Origin of the sequence: Paraburkholderia silviterrae, assembly GCF_004353915.1 — a bacterium.
Lineage (GTDB): Bacteria > Pseudomonadota > Gammaproteobacteria > Burkholderiales > Burkholderiaceae > Paraburkholderia > Paraburkholderia silviterrae.
The window spans coordinates 65,902-85,965 of the sequence record NZ_SMRP01000006.1 but is presented as its reverse complement, the minus strand read 5'-3'; the positions used below and the strand labels follow the sequence as shown (position 1 = coordinate 85,965).

The following is a 20,064-nucleotide window of genomic DNA, read 5'->3' as shown; positions in this document are numbered from 1 at the left end:
TCGAGTCCCGCTATGCACCAAAAAAGGCTTTAAAATCAAAGCCAATCCCAATCGACGATGGTAAAAATTTAGCTTTTTTTTGCCAGTTTACGAGTCGAATTGCCAGCATTTTTGAGGCAAACAAAGCCACGGCCTTCCCTCCAGCATTCGGGTCCGAGCTCGGAATCCAGCGACCGTAGTTACGCATGATCGACGTCGTGTCCGAGTGCCCCATCTGCTTCGCAACCCATATCTCCCGTTCGCCCGCCGATAGCATCATCGACGCGTATGTGTGTCTCGTCTGATACGGATTGCGGTAGCGCACCTTCGCTTTCTTGAGCGTCGATTTCCACGCATCCCAGATCTGATGGTCGTCTTTCCAGTGGCCGGCGCCGCGGCCGCGCCACCCAGGACTATGGAAAATCGCGTTGCCTTCGAGGAACGTATGCGCTTTTTGCGCGAGCAGCGCGGCCATGGCTGGTGCGAGCAGCTTCACATCGCGGGTCCCTGCAACCGTCTTCGTGTCTTCCGCGACGCCTTTCGCGGCTCGCGTCATCGCTTTGCGCACGCGTATCGTTTCGCGCTGCCAGTCAACGTCGCCCCAATCGAGCGCGATGACCTCACTCGTTCTCATGCCCGTCCAGAACATGAACTGCCAAAGGTTGGCGATTTGCGGATCGCGCGCAGCTGCAATCACTCCTGCGTGTGATCTTTTTTGCACTCGCTCGCTGCATTTCCGGCTTTCGCCCAGTTCACGCCCGGGCTGGTGTTGACGGCCGCGCAACTGAATAACCAGTTTGCACTTTATGTGCGGCTCGCCGGTGGAACACTTACCGGCTCGCTGACGGTGCCGGGCCTGACGGTTACTGGCGGCTTGACCGCGACTGGTCTCGTGACGACGGCGGACCTTGCCGCGCAAGCTGCCAATACTGTGCTCGCGAATGCGACGTCATCCTCTGCATCGCCAGCTGCGTTCACGATGCCGAGCTGCAGTTCGTCCTCGAGCGCCCCGCAATGGACGGCCGGGAGCGGCTTCAACTGCGGTACCGTGGCAATGTCGGGAGCCAATAGCAACATCACTTCCCTGACCGGCCTCACCACTTCGCTGTCGGTGCCACCAGGCGGCGTGGGTGCGTCTACTCAAACTGCACATGCTCCTCTAATCGGAGATGGCACGAGCGCTGTTTCGTCGTCACCGGGGGCCGGCACGTCGGGTCAATTCTTTCAGTCGCAGGGGGCGGGTGCGGATCCGGTGTGGGGCAACTCGACCAGCTATGACAACGTCTTCAACTCGATGACGGCGGCGCAGATTTCGGATGTGCAGGCGTGCACGCTGACTCAAGATGTGACGTCTGTAATTCAGGCTGCCGTGAACACATATGGCGCAGCCTGGTTGCCGTATGGGTGCTATCGCACTCGAGAATGTTGCAATCACCTATACTGGAACCGGGCTTTACGACCCAGTCACCTCTGGGAATACGAGCATGTTTTCGGCCCAGGTCATGAACCTTGAGATTCAGGGGTACTCTTACCGCGGTGTGGATATTGCCGGTCCACTTCAGACTGGTTCGGTTTTCGAAAACATCTACATCAATAACAATAACGGATCGAATCTCTTCACATCCAGTGCTGATGCTGGTGCCGAGTTCGGGCAGTGCTCAAGTTCGGGCACGGTATCGAATACCGACATCTCCGAAATTTCAATCAACCAGCTCAACGTCGAATGGGCAACAGTCGCGAACGCTATTCGCTTCTGCGGTGTGGCGGGGGCGAATATCGGCGCGGTCCATATCGAGCAGATCACGCTGCGCAGCAATTTCGCCGGCCTCATCGATTGGCGAAATTCTAGCGATCGCATTGGAGCATTGAGCGTCTACTACACGCCGATCAAGACAAGTGGATGGTACGTCGCGCGGCTGTGGGACTCAACCAACCAAACTGCCAATGTATCGAGCCTCTATAACGAGACGATGTTCGATATTGGGGTTTTGAATCTGCACGGCCTGAACGATGGCTCTCAGGTGACGTCGGGGAACGGCCTGACCGGTATCAGCAACTTCTACATCTTCGATCGCGAGACATCGGCCGTTGGCTCGTATGTTGTTCGCGTGGGGATTATGTCTGGCAGGCGTACCAGAGCGATAGCTCGGTCTATTCGACCGCGCCTAACGACCCGCATTCGATGATGACGATCCTGCCTACGCCATCGGGCTTCAACTACGCGCCGCAGGCATCAAGTTGCGGAACGAGTCAGACAGTCGCGGCGGGTTCGACACTGCAGTCGGGGGCCGTCACGGTAGGCACGAGTGGCGCGGCCTGCACGTTGACATTCCCCGGTTCCGGATTCCCAACGCAGGCCCGCGGCGTCGTTGTGGACACGGCTGGCGGCAGTACTCCGCCGTACACGATCAGCAAGACTGGAATCACGATCGGCACCGCGACGGCGGGGCATACTTATGCCTATTCGGTGTGGGGCAATTGACGCAGTTTTGGCGATCCGACGAAAAGATCTATTTTCGGCTTCAATCCGTGCGGAAATTTCAAGAAACGCGACGAGATTCCAGTAGCGCAGCGTTTCACGGCTGCATTTGCCGCGAATCTGATCGATGTGACCAGCATCAACCCGCAACCGCAACAGGGATGGGTGACGACCGACGGCGGTAAGTCCTTTGCCGCGCCAGTTCCTCCGACACCGTCAGCTGAGCAGGTTGCGGCCACCAACACCGCAATGCGCGACAGCCTGATGCAGGTGGCGAACAATGCAACGTTCGGCATGACTGATACCTACGCCGCAGGCCTTCTCGATACTGCGGACAGGCAGACCTTCAAAGCGTGGGCGGCATACAAGCTCGCGCTATCGAAAGTCGACCTGACAACGGTGAGTCCCTCCTGGCCACGCAGCCAGTGATTTCCGTTCAGGCCGGATAGTTCGCCGGATGCGCAGCCCTATTTCGCCTTGCAATTGCTCTAGCGAGACGAATGGATGGCTGCTCGATATAGCGATTGAAGAGTGCCGCGAAACCGACCGCCAACACAATCGTGATCAGAGGAGTTGCAATGCCACCGATTCGAGGGAACAAGAGAATAAGGCAGGCATGCAGGATGGGTGTGTGGGTCAGATACAGACTATAGGAGATCTTGCCGAACCATTTGCCGATATTGAATAAAGCTCCATGGGCGAGATCAAGTGAGAGAGCAATCACGATCGCGGAGCCTATTCCAATGAAAACATCGGCAAGCGCTCGCTGCCCGAGATGAAAAGATCCATTAAAGGAATAGGTGAAGAGCGTCAGTCCGAGCAACCACATCACGCCAGTGGCAACTTTGCTTAACGCGGCGAACTTTGCTCGTATGGACGTCTGATTGAGTGCAATCCATGACCCGATCGCGAAGAACGTCGTGTAATGGAACGTCTCAAGCAGATTCGATGTTGCTGTGGCGGGCCAATTCCATGTCAAGCCTCGATAGCGAAGCCAATAGAGCAGGGACAGTCCTACAAAGGCAAAAACGGCTTTAAAGTTGTACCGCGAAACAGCCCAGAGCACCAATGGGAAAAGGATCGATATCCTCATCTCGTAGACCAGCGACCAGATGACTGGAGTGATATCTCCCATTTGGAACACACCGACCATCATCAGGTGGCCGAGTGCAAGCGGCAACGTCAGATACGGCTTGCTGACCGTCATCCATCCCCGCTCCCAATGGATGCCAAAGGCAGAGATCGTGCCGAATACTGCCAGGGCGAAAAGGACGGAAAGGATATAAGGCGGGTAAAGGCGAGCAACTCTGGCGCCCAAATATTTCCAGTAGCCATACGGCTTCATGCTTTCGATCATGTGGGTAAGCGCAAATCCGCTCAGCACGAAGAACATGATCACAGACTGGTGGCCAGCCCAGAAGAATCTGAGCGGCGTCCATGCCAACGCTGCCCAGGCAGCGGGCATCGCGGTCGATACGCCGATGCTGCAATGAGACAGCATCACGACCATGGCAGCAATGCCGCGGATAACGTCGAGTGATTCTGTGCGGCCAGTCGGCCTGGATGCAGGATGGATTCTCATACTGGTTGCGGTCTGAGGGGCGGCTGGAATTATACGCTTGCCGATTGACCGTCCGTTCGCCTCTCGATTTGCGAGGCTGTCCATCGGACCGCCTGGGCAAGAAACGCCTTAGATTACGTTCAAGAGCCGCCTTCTGAAGGCGGCTTTTTCATTTCCGGGGATACATGGAAGCCGACGAAATGATGGATATGCCCGAACCCTAGTTTCGGCGCGCGGTGGTCACGCGCATCGACAAGCAGGATGAGGCGATTGCAATCGATCGTGGAGCGCGGCACATCGACTTGACGGGTTATCCTGGCGCTCGACGCGCCCCGAAGTCACCCCCTATAAACGGGTGGGAGAACGCAGCCCCGCATCGGCGTATCGTTGACTACCTTGCATTCAAATGCGGCACGCCGCAAGCGGCACTGGGCTGCTACGCGAGGCGATCAACCTGCGCCACGCCTGGCGGCGTATCGCGGTCGCAAAGGTTCGAGGGCTCGTACGGCCTGCACACGGCAGCACCGGCAAAAAAAGTGGAGACATTGATGAGCGGCACCGATTCCGGAACCCTGATTCATCGCTTCCTGCACTGGGAGCGTACGCAACCCGATGCAGTCTATCTGCCCGAGCCGACGCCGGACGGCCGCGTCGTGAACCATACCTGGAAGGAAGTCGGGGACGAGGCCCGGCGCATGGCTGCGTGGCTGCGGTCATTGCAGCTGCCGCCGCGCAGCGCGATCTCTATCGTCGGAAAGAACGGCGCGCACTGGATCACCGCGGACCTGGCGATCTGGCTCGCCGGACACGTTTCTGTGCCGATTTATCCGACCATCAGCGCCGACACCGCGAAGTATGTTTTTGAGCACTGCGACGTGCGCGTGGTCTTCGTCGGCAAGCTCGATGGCAAGACCGACGGCTGGAGCGAGATCAGCAAGGTGCTGCCGCCGCATGCCCGGCTGGTTGGCCTGCCGATGTCGCCGCCGGTTTTGCGGGCGTTGCCATGGAGCGACATCGTCGCCGATGTTGCGCCCCTTCAGGACGTGTATCTGCCGTCCCCCAACGATCTGGCCACCATCATCTACACCTCGGGCAGCACCGGCCAGCCCAAGGGCGTCATGCACAGCTTCGGCACGATCTTCGCCTACGCCACGCAGTCGGGTATCTTCTGCGGATTCACGCCCGAAGACCGCGTGCTGTCGTACCTGCCGCTGGCCCACACGGCCGAGCGTTCGTTCGTCGAGGCGAATTCGCTGCGCCACGGTTTCCGGGTGTTCTTCAACGATAGCCTCGCCACGTTCGCCCAGGACCTGCAGCGCGCGCGCCCGACGGTCTTCATCTCCATGCCGAGGCTGTGGACGAAGTTCTATCAGAGCGTCTGCGCGAAACTGCCGGAAGACCAGCAGGCCTTGCTGCATACGTCCGCCCCGAGGCCGGTGCGCTCAAGCAGAAAATTCTGACGATGCTCAGGCTCGACGCGACGCGGATTGCCTTCACGGGCTCCGCGCCGCTGCCGGAGGAAATCACGAACTGGTATCGCTCGCTCGGGCTCGAACTGCTGGACGTGTATGGCATGACGGAGAACTTCTCCTATTCGCACTACAGCCGCCCAGGTCTCGTGAGGCTCGGCTATTCGGGCCAGGCGATGCCTGGCGTCGAATGCAGGATTGCCGAAGACGTTGCGAACGAAGCGAGCGTGAAGGCCGGCGTGGACCGGGTGGTGACGACGCACGGCGGCGTGCATGTCGCGGTCAACTGTGCGGGCATACTCGGACCCAGCAAAACGATTTCCAAAGGACTACTGTTTCCGACCGAACTCTGGAATCGGGTGCTGGGCGTGAACCTCACGGGCACGTTCAACATGATCCGCCACTCAGCGCTCGCGATGACGGCCAACGAGCCCGACGAGACCGGAGAGCGCGGCGTCATCATCAATACGTCTTCCGGCGCGGCGCGCCAGGGGCAAATGGGGCAGGCGGCATACAGCGCGAGCAAGGCGGGCGTGATCGGCATGACGCTGCCGATCGCGCGCGACCTGGCCGAGCACGGCATTCGCGTGGTGTCGGTCGCGCCGGGGCTGTTCGAGTCGGGCATGTCTGCCGGCATGCCGCAGAAGGTCTCGGACGGCCTGCTCGAGAAGATGCTGTTTCCACGCCGTATGGGCAAACCTCAGGAGTTCGCGGGCCTCGTGCGGCATATCGTTGAAAACGCGCATCTGAATGCCATGACGATCGATATCGATTGCGGCATGCGCTGATCAAATGGCGTTCGGCATGCGTGGGCATCCAACTCGCGCGGCGGCGTGAGCTCCGTTAGGTATCGCGGCGCTTAACGCGGCTCAATGAGCTTGCCGCCTGCGAAAGCCGCGTATATCCGTGCCCGAGGGCACATGGCGAGATCTCCGAGAATAAGGATAACTACAGAATGTCCGACGTGCACGACGGAGCGGCAATGCCCATCGAGGGACTTGGCAGCTGCACGACGAAGGGCTTTTCGAGCATTCATCTCTCACTCCGGCGATCAAGCGGGATGTGGTGAGAGGTGGGCTAAGTACAGAGCACTGCGCGGCAATGCTCTCCGCTTAGCCCACTGCTGACGCCAGGCGCTCGTAGGGAGCGCTTGAGAAGACGCATAGAAAAGCCATACGCAAAAGTCAAGAAAAGCGATACATGCCCGCTAAAAAAAGGGAGCCACGCTCCCTTTCCCGGCAGGGTCCGTCCGGAATGCCGCAGCATGCCCGAATTGAGCTCCTGCGCCCCCCGTAGTTCGATTGGGTGCCGGAGGCCCCACTTCCGCAGCGCTCCTGGTTGGCAGAGGCTAGCTCCTGCTGTGCGAGCGAGCCCGGTGCTAGCGCCCCTGTGGGAAGCTCTCATTTGCTCCCGATAAGCGGAATCCCGTCACCAAGCGCGCTTCCGTTTGCGTTGCCTACTACGCGATCACTCCCCGTTCGCAGAACGTCGCAAGTCATCAATCACTCCGTGGTAGGACTCGACAAATACCGTATTCGAGAAATACCTTTCGTATGCAGACTTGTTCCGCGACTTAAGGTCGAGGATGTTTGCATTTGTTAGCCTGGTTGCGGTATCTCGGTTGTCAGATTCATGGAAAATAATATTCCCGGTCTTGTTGAATTCTGGATTGCCGCCAACGTTCGAAAGCACAATGCATTTACCATCTTTCATCGCTTCCAGAGTTGCCAAATCGAAGATCGAGATTCGATGGAACATAATGTAGACGTCTGAAATGCTCATCAGATAACGAACTTGACTGTAGGCGCATGACTCCACAAGATGAATGGCGAGGCGGTCATGGCGCTTCGCGAGCTCGGCGGTCACGTGGAGGAACTGCTCTTTGAGTGGCCCGTTCCCAACCACTATCCACCGAACATTGCCCGTATGCATCTTCAAAAATTCATCGAAGAATGCCGGAAGCTGATCGATTCCCTTTGCTGATGTCAGGGCGCCTACCGATATAAAGGTGAGACTTTCACGATCTTCGCTGATTGACGAGACGCGCTCCGGAATTGGGTCGGCATATAGCGTGTTATAAAGGACGGGCCCAATCCGTACGTGCTTTTGCTCAAGGCTTCGATAGGGACTCGCGAAATAATAGTCCTTCGCGCCGACGCTCGGAAAGCACACGTAGTGCGCTCTCTTGAAGACGAATCTCTCGCAGAAGTTGACTATTCTTCGATCGAGGCGCGTAAATTTTTCATTGTAATTATATTTCTCTTCGACGCGTGGCCCCTGTAAGTGAGAGACGTACACGAATTTCTTGCCCAATATTGCAAGGCCGAATGCAGTGGCGTAGTCATGCGTAATGTAAGCTGCATCTGACTCGTCTTTTGTTTTGCTGATAGCAAAGAATGCACCCGCCCAAAGGTCTGCAAGGCGAGGATCCCAGTTCTCCCAATATCTATTGTTTTCGAAGTACGAGTACTTCAGCGCCAAGTCACCGTGGCGATCTTTCAAAAGTATTTGCTGACACGACTGAACGGCGGAACCGCCTCCCTTCCCGCCTTCCGGCGAGAAGACGCGGTGGGTTATCGTATGAATCGCAGAGATACGCGACGCCCGTTTCACTGGCCTGCGGATCGGATATGAGAGGAATTTAAGCAGTGTAAGAACGCTGTTCATGCTGATTTTTCTTGAGATTCTTAGGTGACTCATTGCCTGCTTCGCGGGAAGCCGGGAGTCCAGGAATTCGAATGTAACGTTGTGGGGGGCGGTGGAGAACGCGTTCATAAAGAACGCAACTTCTTCCATGTTTTAGTCGGGGCGCCATTTGGACGGTTTTGCGATTCCACCGACATAGTGCATCTTTTCAGTTTCTTCGACGCTGATCGATATTCGTCCATGGGACACATTGACGGATGCAAGATGACAGCGCCCGGCGGCCTTGTAGAGGAATTCTTTGACCATGACGCGCCCGTCGACTGACCTGACCAATACTTCATCGCCAGGTTGGATCGGCTGATTGGGTTCGACGATGACAAACTCGCCCGGACGAATGCGCGGCAACATCGATTCGCCCTCGCATTGCAGTGCGTATGCGTCCGTGTCGGCAGTTGGCCAATCGACATACCCGTCTCCATGGCCCACGGCGTACTCGATGTCCGCCCAGATTCCGTTGTCACCTAGTTGCGCCATGCCGACCACAGCCAGTCGTCGGCACTTACTTACCGCTTTGGGCCGATATTCGTGGCTATATGCCGAAAGCGTTCGCGGATCGCCCTCGGGCGGCGGGCTCGGTTCTTCAGGCGGTTGCGCGAGGACTTTCTTCTCGCCAATGCCGGCGAGAGTCCAGGCCACGCTGTAACCGAATTCGCTCTGGATGGACACAGCGTCTTCTACGCTAGCGGCTCCGTTTTGGAGCCACGCTTCCACACGCGCAGCGGGGATCTTGAGCCGATCAGCAAAAGCGCGGGTGTCCAAGCCATTCTCTTGACGCATTTCCTCGAGGCGTTCCCGGATCGGCTTGCCAAGCACTGGTGCCGATGCAGCTGGGGCTCCCCCGGTATCGGGAAGCGGCAGATTCACCAACGCGGCCATCTCTTGGATCTGAGCATAGCTTGGCTCGTGTCGGTCATTCTCCCAAGCGGACATGTTTCCTTTCGTTACTCCGAGCCTTTCACCAAGCTGTTCCTGTGTTAGGCCGGCTTTCTTTCGGGCGGAGTGGATCCAGAGTTTCATTTCCATGCGCGGAGGGTATAGGAAATCTAAACGATGCGGGTATTGTTTTTCTTCACCTTTAGTCTAACAAATCTATACGTGTTGGGAGCGCGACTATTTAGCGAACCTCCGCATGAGCAAACACCCAATTGAGATCGGCTATCGCAACTGCGCACATAAACCCGCTCACGTCTTCGTGCCGGGTCATCAGAAGTGCACCCTCGCGCACGCACCTGACGCCGCTCTTCATCCCGGAGGCGCAGATCGGCGCACTGCACTCGTTCGAGGCGCCCAAGTTCGCCGACGCGCAGTTCTATGCGACGCACGCGCGAGTTCGCCGACATGGTTTGCGTGCTAAACGGCCGGGATAGTTGGTGCGCCTGGCCTTGGGTCGATCTGCGCGCTGGCAGGCTCGCCCGCACCAGGACCACATCTGGCTCAAGGATGTCGGCTATGCCGTGATTCCTGCTGGCCAATGGCCCGGCATGGGTGGCTTCGGCGATCACAGCATTGATCTCGTGCAGGCGCGGTGCGAGAAGATCGTTTCGACTCAACCTGCAACTGTCTGACGTTTCCGGTAGGCACCGTCGGGCTACCGCACCCCTCCCGCGGCAGACGCATCAACGTGCGCGGCTGGCGCCACCTGGACAAATCATCGTCTACGAGTACCAGTGAGTGTCGTTCGCCGCCGGGTGCGCGGGCGACGTCTCTTTGGCCTTCACGAGGCCGTACAGGAAGCGCCGAGACGGGTGTTCGACAGAGACGTGCAGCATGTAGGACGCCACGACGATTGCGCCCATAAGCACTGCTGGCGCGTAGATTCCAAACTCCTTGTCGTAGTAGAGCGGTGGCGCGAGGATAATCACCGCTGAGTGGCACAAGTACACCGCGAAGCTGATCTCGCCAAGCCACACGAGCGGCCCGAGCGAGAAAAGGCGCCCCAACGCGCGAGCGCCATCCATGAATAGCACGACGCAGCAAAATGCCAGAGTGATAGGCAAGTCGAGCCACGCGCGCCCGTCCTGGTAGAAGACCGCCCACGCCACGATGGCGATGAAGACAGCTTGCGCAGGTGCGCTCCCTGGAAAGCGCAGGCGACTGGGCAGGCCAAGCGCGTGCAGGCGAAATAGGACGTTCCCGAGCATCATTCCGCCAACGCCTCGCATAACGCCAAAATTTACGTAGTGCACGAAGTTCAACTGCACGCGCAAGTTCGGCCCGTGCAACGCGAAGATGAACACCCATGCCCCGATGGCAAGTATTAGAGGCACCCACAACGACTTCTGGCGCGCGACCGGGAAAAGCAGCATCGAGGAGATCCAGAACTCGATGGAAATCGACCAGGATGGATCGTTCATCACCGGTATGTTGCCCAGGCCCACGTTCTGGAGGAACAGGATATTGGCCAGTAGTTGGCGCTCTGTGAGAGCGTCCCACCAGTCAGGCACGTACTGTTGCGTGAGTACGTTGTTGTTCACTACGGCGATGAACGCCACGAGGCACACCACGTGTAGAGGCCAGAGGCGAAAGGCTCGCTTGGCGATGAACTTGCCCCACGACGACGTATCACCCTTCGAGAGCGTGTATGAGAGCACGTAGCCCGAGAGGATGAAAAAGAAGTCCACCGCCAGATAGGAGCCAATGAAGGGCCATGTCGGCCCCCAATGGTAGATCGAGCCGTAGATGTGGCTTGCCGCGACAGAGAGTGCGAGCAGTCCTCGTATGCCGTCCAAATGCAGCAGGCGTCGCGCGCCCGATGTGTCTCCCATTTTCTTGCCTTCTATTACGACGAATTACAAGATTCTAACACCGGGCGATCTGCCTCCCGCCGCGTCCCTCCTTGCTGTAGTCCCACCATTTCGTCGCTTCTTCGCAGGTCATGTAGAAGAGCGAGTCCTTCACGCCACCCCAGTGGCCCGTCTCGACTAACTCCTGGCGGTACTTCCATAGAGGATTCAGCGCGAAATATCGGCGGATGAACTATCGGTTCGCAGGCAAGGCCAAAACGCTGGCGCTCGGCGTTCAGGACAAGCCTGGCTATATGTGCACCCATCGGTAAATGCCGGCAAAAGCAGCTCGACCCAAGCCGCGCCTGTGATTTCGGCAGCCTACGTGACCGAATCGGCGTCGTTTGGCAGAGCGAGTACGGAGGTCGCCGTGTCTACGGCATGATCGCGCGTGTCAAGAAGGCGAATGCGTGCAATGGTCTTCATGCGAGCTGGCGTTCATGCGATTCGGTCAAGCCGATAGACCTCGACCTTTTCAACCGCATCGGCGGCATGCGCCTGAAACTCCTGAATGTGCTTTCCCTCGACGTGATGCTTCTGTTGCAATGCTGCGTCGGACCACTGCTCAACGAACACGAAGCGCAGCGGATTATCCTGGTCCCGGAGCAGCTCATATCGCAGATTGCCTTCCTCGTTCTGGGAAGGAGCGACCACGGCGCTCAGGTGGGCGCACAACTCCTCCTCGCGGCCGGCTTTAGCGTAAACGACAGCAATGATATGTAGCTCTTTCACGATCGTCCTGGTACGGTTAGGCAAGATTCGGGAATCGCAGGTCAGGTCGGTATCACGAGGGCAGCACGAACCGGCCAGGTCCGGATGCGATGAGGATGACGAACCCGCCAATAATGCTGATGTGCTCGAGAAACCCCGTGAAGAACAGCGTTCGTTGCGTGCCTTGCTGATTCCAGAAGTCGTAAAAGACCACGGCCGTCGCGAGCGTGAAGATCGCGAGCAGGACCGACGCAATCGGGGTTTGCCAACCTGCCATGATCGCAGCGCCGCAAACGAGCTGAACGACGATCGTGCCACTGAGCGCGAGGCGGGGAAAGGGCAGGTTCTTCGCCTGAACCTCTGCGAGACCATGGCGGAAAAACAGCAGCTTGTTGAAGCCGCTAAGAACGTACATCAACGCAATGAATAGACGTCCGGCGAGAAGGTAGTAGTCGAGCATGGTGCATCCGGCAATGAAGGTTCGAGCGCCGCGGGACGTAGACGGTGCGCCCGGAAGATCCGGGCGCGAGCACGGTGCCCGCGCCCGGTTCGCTCAGGTGCGATCGTAGGAGAACTGAATGCCGGCCGTTCCGCCGGTCTCGATGAACAGGTTGATGAACGCGGGGACGGTCTCGCTGCGCGCCCAGTCGCGCTGCAGTTCGCAGAACAGTTGCGGGACGCTGATCATCTTGCCCCCCGCCTGCTCTATCCGGCGAAGCGCGGCTTCATGGGCGGCCACCGAGGTTCCACCTACCGCATCGACCACCACGTAGACTTCATAGCCTTCCTTGAGCGCATCGAGCGCGGGGAAGGTCAGGCACGCCTCCGTCCAGAGCGCCGTCATGATCAGCTTCTTGCGGCCCGTGGCCTTGACTGCCGCGCGGAATTCGACGTCTTCCCACGAGTTGATCGAGGTGCGGTCGTAAGTCGGATAATCGCCGAGCACCTCACGCAACTGCGGGATCGGCGGCTTGTTCAGGCCGGTTTTGACGTTGACGGTCGAATGAACGATGGGCAGCTTGTAGGCCACCGCTGCTCTCGACGCGCCGACGATATTGTTGACCAGCAATTGCCGGTCCATCGAGGCAATCGAGTTCACCTGTACCGGCTGGTAGTCGATGATCACAAATGCGGCGTTCTGCGGGGTCAGCAGGTGGTCGTTAGCGGGATCGCGAATCGGTTCGCTAGCCATAAGTTTCTCCTTTCCGGAAAATAGAGTGACTCGGTTTTCGACGCATATTGATGCGACGAATTACAGCAACGACATCGCGGCTCTTCCGGCGGCCCGCCCCGCGTGCGCTGGGATGCCGGCGGCGGGCGGGCCGAGACCGCGGGGAGACGGAACCCGGCTGCGATCGTGCCCAGGCAGAGTGCCGGTTGAGTTTTTCAAGCATATGCGAATGGCCCTCAACAGCGTGAGTCCTATCTTTCGAACACAGTGTTCGGCGTGGTCGAACGTCACGGCGGCGCGCGTGCCATCCGGGTTGCGGGCCACTCGTCAGACGTTGTACTGGAAGTAGATTTCGCTGAAGTTGACGCCGGGATTCGGATGCCCGAGTCCGTCATTCAACAGATGCTGAAAACGCAGGCTTGCCAGGTCGCTTTGATGCGCACCGGACTGGGTGCCGACGCCGACCCTATCTCTCACAGAACGCCTGGCTGGTGTAATACGCCAGTTCAACAAGCCACCGGGGCTCAGCTGGCGTTACGAGGAGATCAGTTCAACGAAGTGGTGCTGAAGGGATGCGGCCGATAGGCGTTGCCGGGCTGGCCGGATACCCATCGGCCGCCGGCAAACGCGTGGGACATTGGGCGCGGTCGCGTCCGCCGCGCGTCAGTCGAAGCGTCTGCTTCGACTGACTGGTGCTCAGGCCCGGCTGATCCGGACGTCGTACCCCGCCTCGTTGAATGCGATCAGGAATTCCTCGGGCATCAGCCATGAATCGACCTGGACGGTCATGGCGGGCAGGTCCACTCCGACCCGGGCGTCCGGATCGACCGACCGGACGCCACGAATGATGATGTTCGCATCATCGTTGCCGGTCAGATTGCTCAGCTTGAACTCCATGTTTGCTTGTTCCATTGATTCTCTCGTTGCTATTTATGCGGCCATTCCGGATTGGGTGAAGCAGGACATCCAGGCCTGGCAGGACCGCTCCTCGCGGGAAGGTCAGGATGCCGGTCGTGCAGGAGCTGCGAAACGGCAGCGGGCATTGTCATAGAAGCGCTGTTGGCGGGCGACTGGCGGCCGGTGGGCCGCCAGGCGAGTTCGCCGCGCGCGATCCGGCGGCCCGATCTCGCGCAATAGCCGGATTGCCTTGCCGTTCCGAGGCGTCACTACCGTTCGCCGTAATGACACTCTGCGCGTTTGACCCACCGCACCCGTCCGGATTCCTCAGGCGCGTTCGGAGTCCAGCTTTTCATTGTTCTTCAGGACGTCCTGTGCCTTTATATAGCTCTCGATGAGCAGACGGTACGGGGGGAAGATCATCCCGTAAACCTCGGCCCATTGCTGCGCATCGGGACGATGCCATGTCTGCTGCAACTCCGAGGCGACCGCGGCGGTATCCATCGGCACGACCCCGGCCTGCACCACGCGCGCGAGCGTGATTTCCTGCGCCATCTTCGAGTAGGTGCCCGAAGCATCGACCACGGCGAACACCTTATAGCCCTCCTGCACGGCGGAAATGGCGGGAAACGCCATGCAGACGCTCGTGATCGTGCCGGCAATGATCAGCGTCTTGCGGCCGGTCGCCTTGACCGCGGCGACGAAATCCGGGTTGTCCCACGCATTGATCTGGCCTTTGCGGGCGACGTAGGTCGCGTGCGGGGCGCTCTCGTGGATCTCCGGGATCAGCGGGCCGTTCGGCCCTTGCGGCACCGAGGCCGTCGTGATGACGGGGATCTTGCACAGCGTCGCCATCTTCGCGAGCGCAATCGCGTGATTGCGCAGGACCGTCATTTCCATGTCCTTGACCGTCTGGAATAGTCCGCTCTGGTGGTCGATCAGCAGCATGGCGGCGTCGTTCGGGTCGATCACCGGGCGCTGTCCGTTGAAATTCGCAGGGGCTGTCATCTCGATACTCCTTGTGGGTGATCAGGGGCCTTCGCGCACACCGGCATGGCGGTGCACAGGGCCGAGGGTTTGCGCAAGTGCGCAGTCAAGTGAAACGTGGGGTTGTTATCGCCTGAAAATCAATGTCATCAGCTCATGAAGCACGGCGCACGCGGCGGCAAAGAACAGCACGGAGAAGGAACCAGGTTCGCACGGCCCATGCGACCTGGCGGCGCTTTGATTTGCTGCTCAGGGCCAGCATGCACACGCTGGTTGGCCGCGAGAATCCAGGACGCCGAAATGGTGGTGCCGAGCGCGACCATCAGCGTGGCAAAGAAGTGAATTCTCGGACCGACGCGGTTCATGCCTGGAGGCGGGGAACAACGGGGGGTAGCAGGCAACCATGAAACAGTCCGTTTCCGTCCATCGAACGGCGCCTCCTTCATCGACGGCTCGCACCCGGCGCGACTTTCTTGCGCGGCGCTTGCGCAGGCAGGACCGTGACGGTGCAGGTGGTGCCCGCGGCGAGGGGCACGTCGTCGGGCACGTCGTCGAGATGGATGCGCACGGGGATGCGTTGCGCGAGCCTCACCCATGTGAAGACCGGGTTGACGTCGGCGAGCAGCGTGGGGCCGGATGGATTGTCGCGATCGCTGACCCCGCGCGCGACGCTCTCCACATGACCCTCGATGACCGGGCCGCCGGACAGCAGGCGTATTTCCGCCTTGTCGCCGATGTGCACGTGGGGAAGTTTGGTTTCCTCAAAGTATCCGTACACCCAGTATGAGTTGCGATCGATGACGGCGAGCCGCGCCGCGCCTGCGCTCGCGTAATCGCCGGGATACAGGTTGAGGTTCGTGACGTAGCCGTCCACGGGCGAGCGGACCTCGCTGCGTTCGAGATTGAGCCGTGCGACGTCGCGCGCGGCGAGCGCGGCCTGATAGCTCGCGAACGCCTGACGCGCCTGGGCGCCGGAGTCCTCGCGAACTTCGGTGGAGATGACCGATCCGTCGAGTTGCGCGCGCCGCGCGGCCTGTTGCTTGCGCATGTCGAGTTCGGACTTGCTCAGGGCGAGTTCCGCTTCGGACTGTTCGAGTGCCAGGCGAAAACGTTCCCGGTCGATATCGAACAGGACATCGCCGCGGTGCACGAGCTGGTTGTCGGCGACGCGCACGTCCGTGACGATGCCCGAGACGTCCGGGGCGATGTTGATGACCTTGGCCCTCACTCGGCCGTCGCGCGTCCACGGCGCGTACATGTAGTGGTTCCAGAGGGCGTAGCCCATGACGATTGCCGTTCCCAGCAGGGCAAGCGTGACGATCACGCGAATCAGCGACTGAAGATTCATGATGAGAGAAGGTGTGAACGGCGCGGTGAGGTCTACGTTCCGAGCAGCAGGCTCACGCCGCTGAACAGGCACACGAAAAGCGCGGCCCGGAACAGCGCCGGATGCCAGACATGACGGAACAGGCCGATGCGGGCGAGCATCCGGTCGATCAGCCAGTAGCCGGCCGCACAGCCGAGAAAGACCGGCAACAAGGTCGGGATAAGGAGCGAGGCGAACGCGATCTCACGGGGCATGGCGGGTCACTCCTTCCGGTGGGGCGGAGGCCGTTTGCATGCCGCCCCCCAGCGCCGTCATGAGCTGTGCCCAGGCGTCGAGCCGCGCGGCGCGGGTGAGGGCGAGACTCTGCTGGGCGCGCAGCAGCTCGGTTTGCGTGGCAAGAACGTTCAGATAGTCGGTCATGCCGATCCGATAGCCCTTTTCGGCGTAGTCGAACGCCTCTCTTGCGGACTGCAACGAATTTTCCACGTCGCGCTGCTGGGTTTCGAGCGAGCGCAGCGAAACCACCTGGTCGGCTACGCCCTGGAAGGCGGCGAGCACGGTTTGGTTATAGAGGTCGACCGCCTGGTCGTAGTCTGCCACGGCAACGCCGTAGCGACCCTTGCGCAGGCCACCGTCGAAGATCGGCAGCGAAATCGCGACGCCAAAGCTGTGATCGGCGGCGCTGCTGTTGACGAAGGTGAAGAAGCCGCCGAACGCCGCTGATGCGAGACTTGCCGTGGCGATAAGGTCGATGTTCGGGTAGAAGTCGGCATGCGCGACCTTGATCGCCTTCGCCGCGGCTTCGACGCGCCAGCGCTGGGCGACCACGTCGGGGCGGTGGCCGACGAGTTCCGCGGGCAAGGTGGCGGGCAACGCGATGGGCACATCGAGGCGAAGGCTGGGGCGCGCGAGGCGCTCGCCTGCACCGGGCCCCTGCCCGGTCAGCACTGCCAACTGATTACGCCCCAGTGCGATCTGCCGCTCGTACTGGGCGATCTGCGCGCGGGTGGCCGCGACGGGGGTATGTGCCTCGCTGATTTCGAGGCGGCCGGCGAGGCCAGCCTTGCCGCGCCGCTCCAGAATGTCGACGATGCGCAGCTCCCGCTCGAGCGTTTGGACTTCGACGTCGCGCAGGTCGTACTGCAACGAAAGCGTCACATACATGCGCACCACCGATGCCTCGAGCAGCAGTTGCGCCTCGCGGGCGTCGGCGGTGGCGGCCTGAACGGTATCGAGTGCGCCTTCGTGCGTCGCGCGGTTCTTGCCCCACAGGTCGAGCTCATAGAGCAGGCCGACGTCGACGGCGTTGTTCCATACGGTGGAGCCGCCAGGCGGGTTGGGGTTCGCGTAGGCGGAAAAGCGCCGGCGCGAGAACTCGCCGCCGGCGGAAATGGTCGGATCGCGCACGGCGCCGGCGATGCGTGCAAGCGCTTCGGCCTGGTCGATTCGCGCCTGGGCGAGGCCCATTTGCGGGCTTCCGGCCACCGCAAGCGAGATCAGTTGGTCGAGTTGAGGATCGGACCAACGCGTCCACCAGCGCTCCTGCGGCCAGCTCGCATCGGCCAGCGCTGCCTGTATCGCGCCGCCGGCGGCAACCGTCCTGGCGTCGAGCACGGTCGAGCGCGACGCGATCCCGTCGGTGTTCGCACATGCCGATAGCAGCAGCGTGCAGGCGAGCGTCAGCGATAGACAGGGAGACTTCGGCATCGGAGCGTTGCATTCAATAGGGAATGGTGGCGTGTGGCTGCGCGAAATCACCGGGTGTTCCCAGTCATGCCGCCCAGCGGCACGAGGTTGTCCTGGAGCGATAGCCGGATGGCGTTCAGCGTCGAACGCAGCCTGACCAGGGCGATCTCGGCCGGCGAGTTCGCTGCCGCCTCGCCTGCGGGCGACGGCAGCGCCGACAATGCCGCTTCGACGGCGCTCAGCGCGGACAGGCAGGCGTCATGGGCGGGCGACGTGAACGCTTGCGCGACGGCCTCGCGAATGCTGGATTCGAAAGCGCGCCATGACGCCGGGAGCGGGGCAGCGGGCGCCAATTCACGCAGGTCGATGACGCCCCGGCCGATTTCGATGGACGCGAACGACCATGCATGCAGGACTGCCTGGTTATAGCGCCCCGTGGCGGGGCGCGCGCCGATCTGCTGGACGAAGTCGCGCACGCCGCAGTCGAAGCTCAACCGCAGACCATCGAGCGGGCCGCCGCATGCCGCATGGGCGACCAGCTTGCGAAGCTGGCGCAGGTAGAGGCCGGTCACCCAATCGCCGGCGTAAGGCGCGACGACCGAATAGGCCAGCGAGGCCGCGGCGATGCCGAGCATGGCCGAGAAGCCGGCGTCCAGCGTGCTGGTTGGCGAGTAGACGCTCGGGTTGGTCAGATTGCTGAGAAAGCAGAAGTAGATATTGAACCCGAGGCCGAAGGTGGCCGTCTTCGGCCAGGTGTTCAGGTAGCTGCCGATCATGATGAACGGCGCGATGGCCGCCGCGAGCAGCACGAAGCTGTCGAGCCGGGGCAGCACGGCGAAATTGAAGAACAGGCTCGCGAGCCACGCGGCGCCGCACCCCACCACCATCTGGCGAGTTGCGGCGGCCGGCGCGGGCATGATCGAATAGAGCGCGCTCGCAATGGCGGCGGAAATGACCGCACCCGAGGCGCCTGTCCACCCCGTGGCGATCCAGAACAGCGAGACGGCGCCGATCGCACAGGTGGCGCGCAATCCCGCGGCCATCGATACCATCCGGTTGGCCGTGGTCACGATCCGCACCGGGCGTTGGACACGGACCGAATCCTGCGAAAAAGTCGAGCAGCGCAGCGAGATGAAGTCGCGCAGATACGCACGCAGGGACGCGGCCGCGTTTTCCAGGTGGGGGACCGCGCTTTCGGCGAGTTGCTGTGTGGCCGCATCTTCATGCATGAGGGCCTGGCGTTGATCCGCCTGCAGGCCCGGCAGCCGCTCCAGCAGGGCGGTGAGCGCGGCGTCGAACTGGCGAAGGCGCTCCAGGTCGGGCTGTGCGGGATCGATGCGCTCCGGCAGCAGCGCGGCGAGCTGGGCGAAAAGCGCATCCACCGTGTCCGCCAGGTCGCTGCGCATGTTGGCGCGCAGCTGCCGGCGGAACTGATAAAGCAGATGAAACCGGGTGTTGGCATCGAGAAACTCGCTGGCCAGACGGGTCATGATGTCGTTGTGAATCCGCAGATCCGGGTCCTCGAACACCGCCGCGCTGCGCAGGTTCTCCAGCTGCGCGCGTTCCGCGATCAGGGCCAGTTGGGTCCGTCCGAGTTCGAGCGGGTCGAGTCTGCCGGTCAGTGTCGTGCGCACGAATCCGAGAAAGCCCGAAAAGTGACTGACGCCGAGGCGAAGCAGCATGTCGCGCACATGCTGCGGAAAAACCATCGCACTGACAAGGCTCGCGCAGAGAATACCGATGGAAACTTCACTGAGACCGGTCACGACGTTGTCGAGGATGCCGTAGGGGTGATCGATGGCGGGCAGCGCTGCGATGCAGGTGGCGTAGCCGGCGAGCACGAAGCCATAGGACTGGTAATTGCGGTACGACGCGGCGCCCCAGACGCAGAGCCCGATCCAGACGGCGAGCGCTGTGAGGAACAGCACACGTTGCTGGGGGAACAGCGCGAACAGCACGAGTGCGGCGAGATTGCCCACGACCATGCCGAGGCCACGATAGAAGCCGCGCGCGATGACCATGCCGGAGTGCTGGTGCATCATCAGGATGACGACGCTCACCATCGCCGTGCGCGGCGCCGAGAGTTCGAGGCGCATGGAGATCCCGGTGGACAGGAGCACGGCGAGCACGGTCTTCAGGACATGGAGCAGCCGTGCTCTGTCTTCCTGAACATATTGGCGCAACGCGGCAACGATGGCGGTGTACCAGTGCAGGCTGGTGGCTGAGGGTGTGCTCATGGCTCTCTCTTCCCGCATGCACGTCCGGGTACGGCGACCCGTCGCGCGCGGCGGCAGCGCTCACGCGACTG

At 60.7% G+C, this 20,064-nt stretch carries 22 protein-coding genes and 1 pseudogene; 7 read left to right on the top strand and 16 right to left on the bottom strand.

Translation table 11 applies throughout. From position 1 onward, the window contains the following. Positions 1 to 10 precede the first annotated feature (10 nt). Positions 11 to 700, bottom strand: a complete 690-nt coding sequence (locus EYW47_RS14490; RefSeq protein ID WP_240763693.1) for a site-specific integrase — start codon at positions 698 to 700, stop codon at positions 11 to 13. A gap of 48 nt (positions 701 to 748) precedes the next feature. Between EYW47_RS14490 and EYW47_RS14485 the strand changes: the two genes are divergently transcribed. The 4 genes from EYW47_RS14485 (at position 749) to EYW47_RS14470 (ending at position 2,887) form a co-directional block, all read left to right on the top strand. Next, a complete protein-coding gene (locus EYW47_RS14485; protein ID WP_165976564.1) occupies positions 749 to 1,492 on the top strand; it encodes a hypothetical protein in 744 nt (247 codons plus the stop codon). Next, positions 1,464 to 2,165, top strand: coding sequence for a hypothetical protein (locus tag EYW47_RS14480; RefSeq protein ID WP_133195517.1), 702 nt, complete (start codon positions 1,464 to 1,466; stop codon positions 2,163 to 2,165). Before EYW47_RS14485 ends, EYW47_RS14480 begins: the two co-directional genes overlap by 29 nt. Continuing rightward, positions 2,162 to 2,461 (top strand): hypothetical protein, encoded by a 300-nt coding sequence (locus EYW47_RS14475; RefSeq protein WP_133195516.1) that lies wholly within the window; start codon positions 2,162 to 2,164, stop codon positions 2,459 to 2,461. Before EYW47_RS14480 ends, EYW47_RS14475 begins: the two co-directional genes overlap by 4 nt. 126 nt (positions 2,462 to 2,587) lie before the next feature. Then, positions 2,588 to 2,887, top strand: a complete 300-nt coding sequence (locus EYW47_RS14470; protein WP_165976563.1) for a tail fiber assembly protein — start codon at positions 2,588 to 2,590, stop codon at positions 2,885 to 2,887. Positions 2,888 to 2,894: 7 nt separating this feature from the next. Here EYW47_RS14470 and EYW47_RS14465 read toward each other — a convergent pair whose 3' ends face one another. Next, on the bottom strand, positions 2,895 to 4,124 hold the full coding sequence (locus EYW47_RS14465; RefSeq protein ID WP_133195514.1) for an acyltransferase family protein: 1,230 nt from the start codon (positions 4,122 to 4,124) through the stop codon (positions 2,895 to 2,897). Between the two features lie 443 nt (positions 4,125 to 4,567). On the opposite strand from EYW47_RS14465, the gene EYW47_RS14460 reads away from it, so the two are divergent. Beyond that, positions 4,568 to 5,479: an AMP-binding protein gene (locus tag EYW47_RS14460; protein WP_133195513.1), complete on the top strand. Its 912-nt coding sequence runs from the start codon at positions 4,568 to 4,570 to the stop codon at positions 5,477 to 5,479. A gap of 2 nt (positions 5,480 to 5,481) precedes the next feature. Beyond that, complete coding sequence (locus EYW47_RS14455) at positions 5,482 to 6,276, top strand: SDR family NAD(P)-dependent oxidoreductase (RefSeq protein ID WP_133195512.1); 795 nt, start codon at positions 5,482 to 5,484, stop codon at positions 6,274 to 6,276. A 679-nt stretch (positions 6,277 to 6,955) separates the two neighbouring features. Here EYW47_RS14455 and EYW47_RS14450 read toward each other — a convergent pair. Both EYW47_RS14450 and EYW47_RS14445 read right to left on the bottom strand, forming a co-directional pair. Beyond that, positions 6,956 to 8,284, bottom strand: coding sequence for a glycosyltransferase (locus tag EYW47_RS14450; RefSeq protein WP_133195511.1), 1,329 nt, complete (start codon positions 8,282 to 8,284; stop codon positions 6,956 to 6,958). A gap of 3 nt (positions 8,285 to 8,287) precedes the next feature. Continuing rightward, positions 8,288 to 9,211 carry a LexA family transcriptional regulator gene (locus tag EYW47_RS14445; protein ID WP_205710072.1) on the bottom strand — a complete coding sequence of 308 codons (924 nt, stop codon included), beginning with the start codon at positions 9,209 to 9,211 and terminating at the stop codon, positions 8,288 to 8,290. 350 nt (positions 9,212 to 9,561) lie between these two features. Here EYW47_RS14445 and EYW47_RS14440 point away from each other — a divergent pair, with 350 nt between their 5' ends. Continuing rightward, complete coding sequence (locus EYW47_RS14440; RefSeq protein ID WP_133195509.1) at positions 9,562 to 9,759, top strand: hypothetical protein; 198 nt, start codon at positions 9,562 to 9,564, stop codon at positions 9,757 to 9,759. Between the two features lie 90 nt (positions 9,760 to 9,849). Here the strand turns inward: EYW47_RS14440 and EYW47_RS14435 are convergent, their stop codons facing one another. The 12 genes and pseudogenes from EYW47_RS14435 to EYW47_RS14375 all read right to left on the bottom strand — a co-directional run bounded on the left by EYW47_RS14435 (position 9,850) and on the right by EYW47_RS14375 (position 19,993). Then, positions 9,850 to 10,959, bottom strand: a complete 1,110-nt coding sequence (locus tag EYW47_RS14435; RefSeq protein WP_133195508.1) for an acyltransferase family protein — start codon at positions 10,957 to 10,959, stop codon at positions 9,850 to 9,852. A gap of 456 nt (positions 10,960 to 11,415) precedes the next feature. Beyond that, positions 11,416 to 11,709, bottom strand: coding sequence for a putative quinol monooxygenase (locus tag EYW47_RS14430; protein ID WP_133195507.1), 294 nt, complete (start codon positions 11,707 to 11,709; stop codon positions 11,416 to 11,418). A gap of 52 nt (positions 11,710 to 11,761) precedes the next feature. Beyond that, the gene (locus EYW47_RS14425; RefSeq protein WP_133195506.1) at positions 11,762 to 12,148 is read right to left on the bottom strand and encodes a DoxX family protein; all 387 of its coding nucleotides are present in this window, start codon (positions 12,146 to 12,148) and stop codon (positions 11,762 to 11,764) included. Positions 12,149 to 12,241: 93 nt separating this feature from the next. Beyond that, positions 12,242 to 12,880 carry a hydrolase gene (locus EYW47_RS14420; RefSeq protein WP_133195505.1) on the bottom strand — a complete coding sequence of 213 codons (639 nt, stop codon included), beginning with the start codon at positions 12,878 to 12,880 and terminating at the stop codon, positions 12,242 to 12,244. Positions 12,881 to 13,186: 306 nt separating this feature from the next. Beyond that, positions 13,187 to 13,336 carry an acyloxyacyl hydrolase gene (locus tag EYW47_RS14415; RefSeq protein WP_240763691.1) on the bottom strand — a complete coding sequence of 50 codons (150 nt, stop codon included), beginning with the start codon at positions 13,334 to 13,336 and terminating at the stop codon, positions 13,187 to 13,189. 219 nt (positions 13,337 to 13,555) lie between these two features. Continuing rightward, positions 13,556 to 13,771, bottom strand: coding sequence for a copper chaperone (locus EYW47_RS14410; protein ID WP_240763690.1), 216 nt, complete (start codon positions 13,769 to 13,771; stop codon positions 13,556 to 13,558). Between the two features lie 312 nt (positions 13,772 to 14,083). Continuing rightward, positions 14,084 to 14,764, bottom strand: coding sequence for a hydrolase (locus EYW47_RS14400; protein WP_133195503.1), 681 nt, complete (start codon positions 14,762 to 14,764; stop codon positions 14,084 to 14,086). 251 nt (positions 14,765 to 15,015) lie between these two features. After that, positions 15,016 to 15,111, bottom strand: a pseudogene (locus EYW47_RS41795) (cytochrome ubiquinol oxidase subunit I); the annotation flags it as partial. A 74-nt stretch (positions 15,112 to 15,185) separates the two neighbouring features. Then, positions 15,186 to 16,091 (bottom strand): efflux RND transporter periplasmic adaptor subunit, encoded by a 906-nt coding sequence (locus EYW47_RS14390; RefSeq protein ID WP_133195501.1) that lies wholly within the window; start codon positions 16,089 to 16,091, stop codon positions 15,186 to 15,188. Between the two features lie 32 nt (positions 16,092 to 16,123). Continuing rightward, entirely contained in the window at positions 16,124 to 16,324 is a 201-nt protein-coding gene (locus tag EYW47_RS14385; RefSeq protein ID WP_133195500.1) for a DUF1656 domain-containing protein, read from the bottom strand. After that, positions 16,314 to 17,777, bottom strand: a complete 1,464-nt coding sequence (locus EYW47_RS14380) for an efflux transporter outer membrane subunit (protein ID WP_133195499.1) — start codon at positions 17,775 to 17,777, stop codon at positions 16,314 to 16,316. Before EYW47_RS14380 ends, EYW47_RS14385 begins: the two co-directional genes overlap by 11 nt. Positions 17,778 to 17,824: 47 nt before the next feature. Continuing rightward, the gene (locus tag EYW47_RS14375) at positions 17,825 to 19,993 is read right to left on the bottom strand and encodes an FUSC family protein (protein ID WP_240763689.1); all 2,169 of its coding nucleotides are present in this window, start codon (positions 19,991 to 19,993) and stop codon (positions 17,825 to 17,827) included. Positions 19,994 to 20,064: the final 71 nt, after the last annotated feature.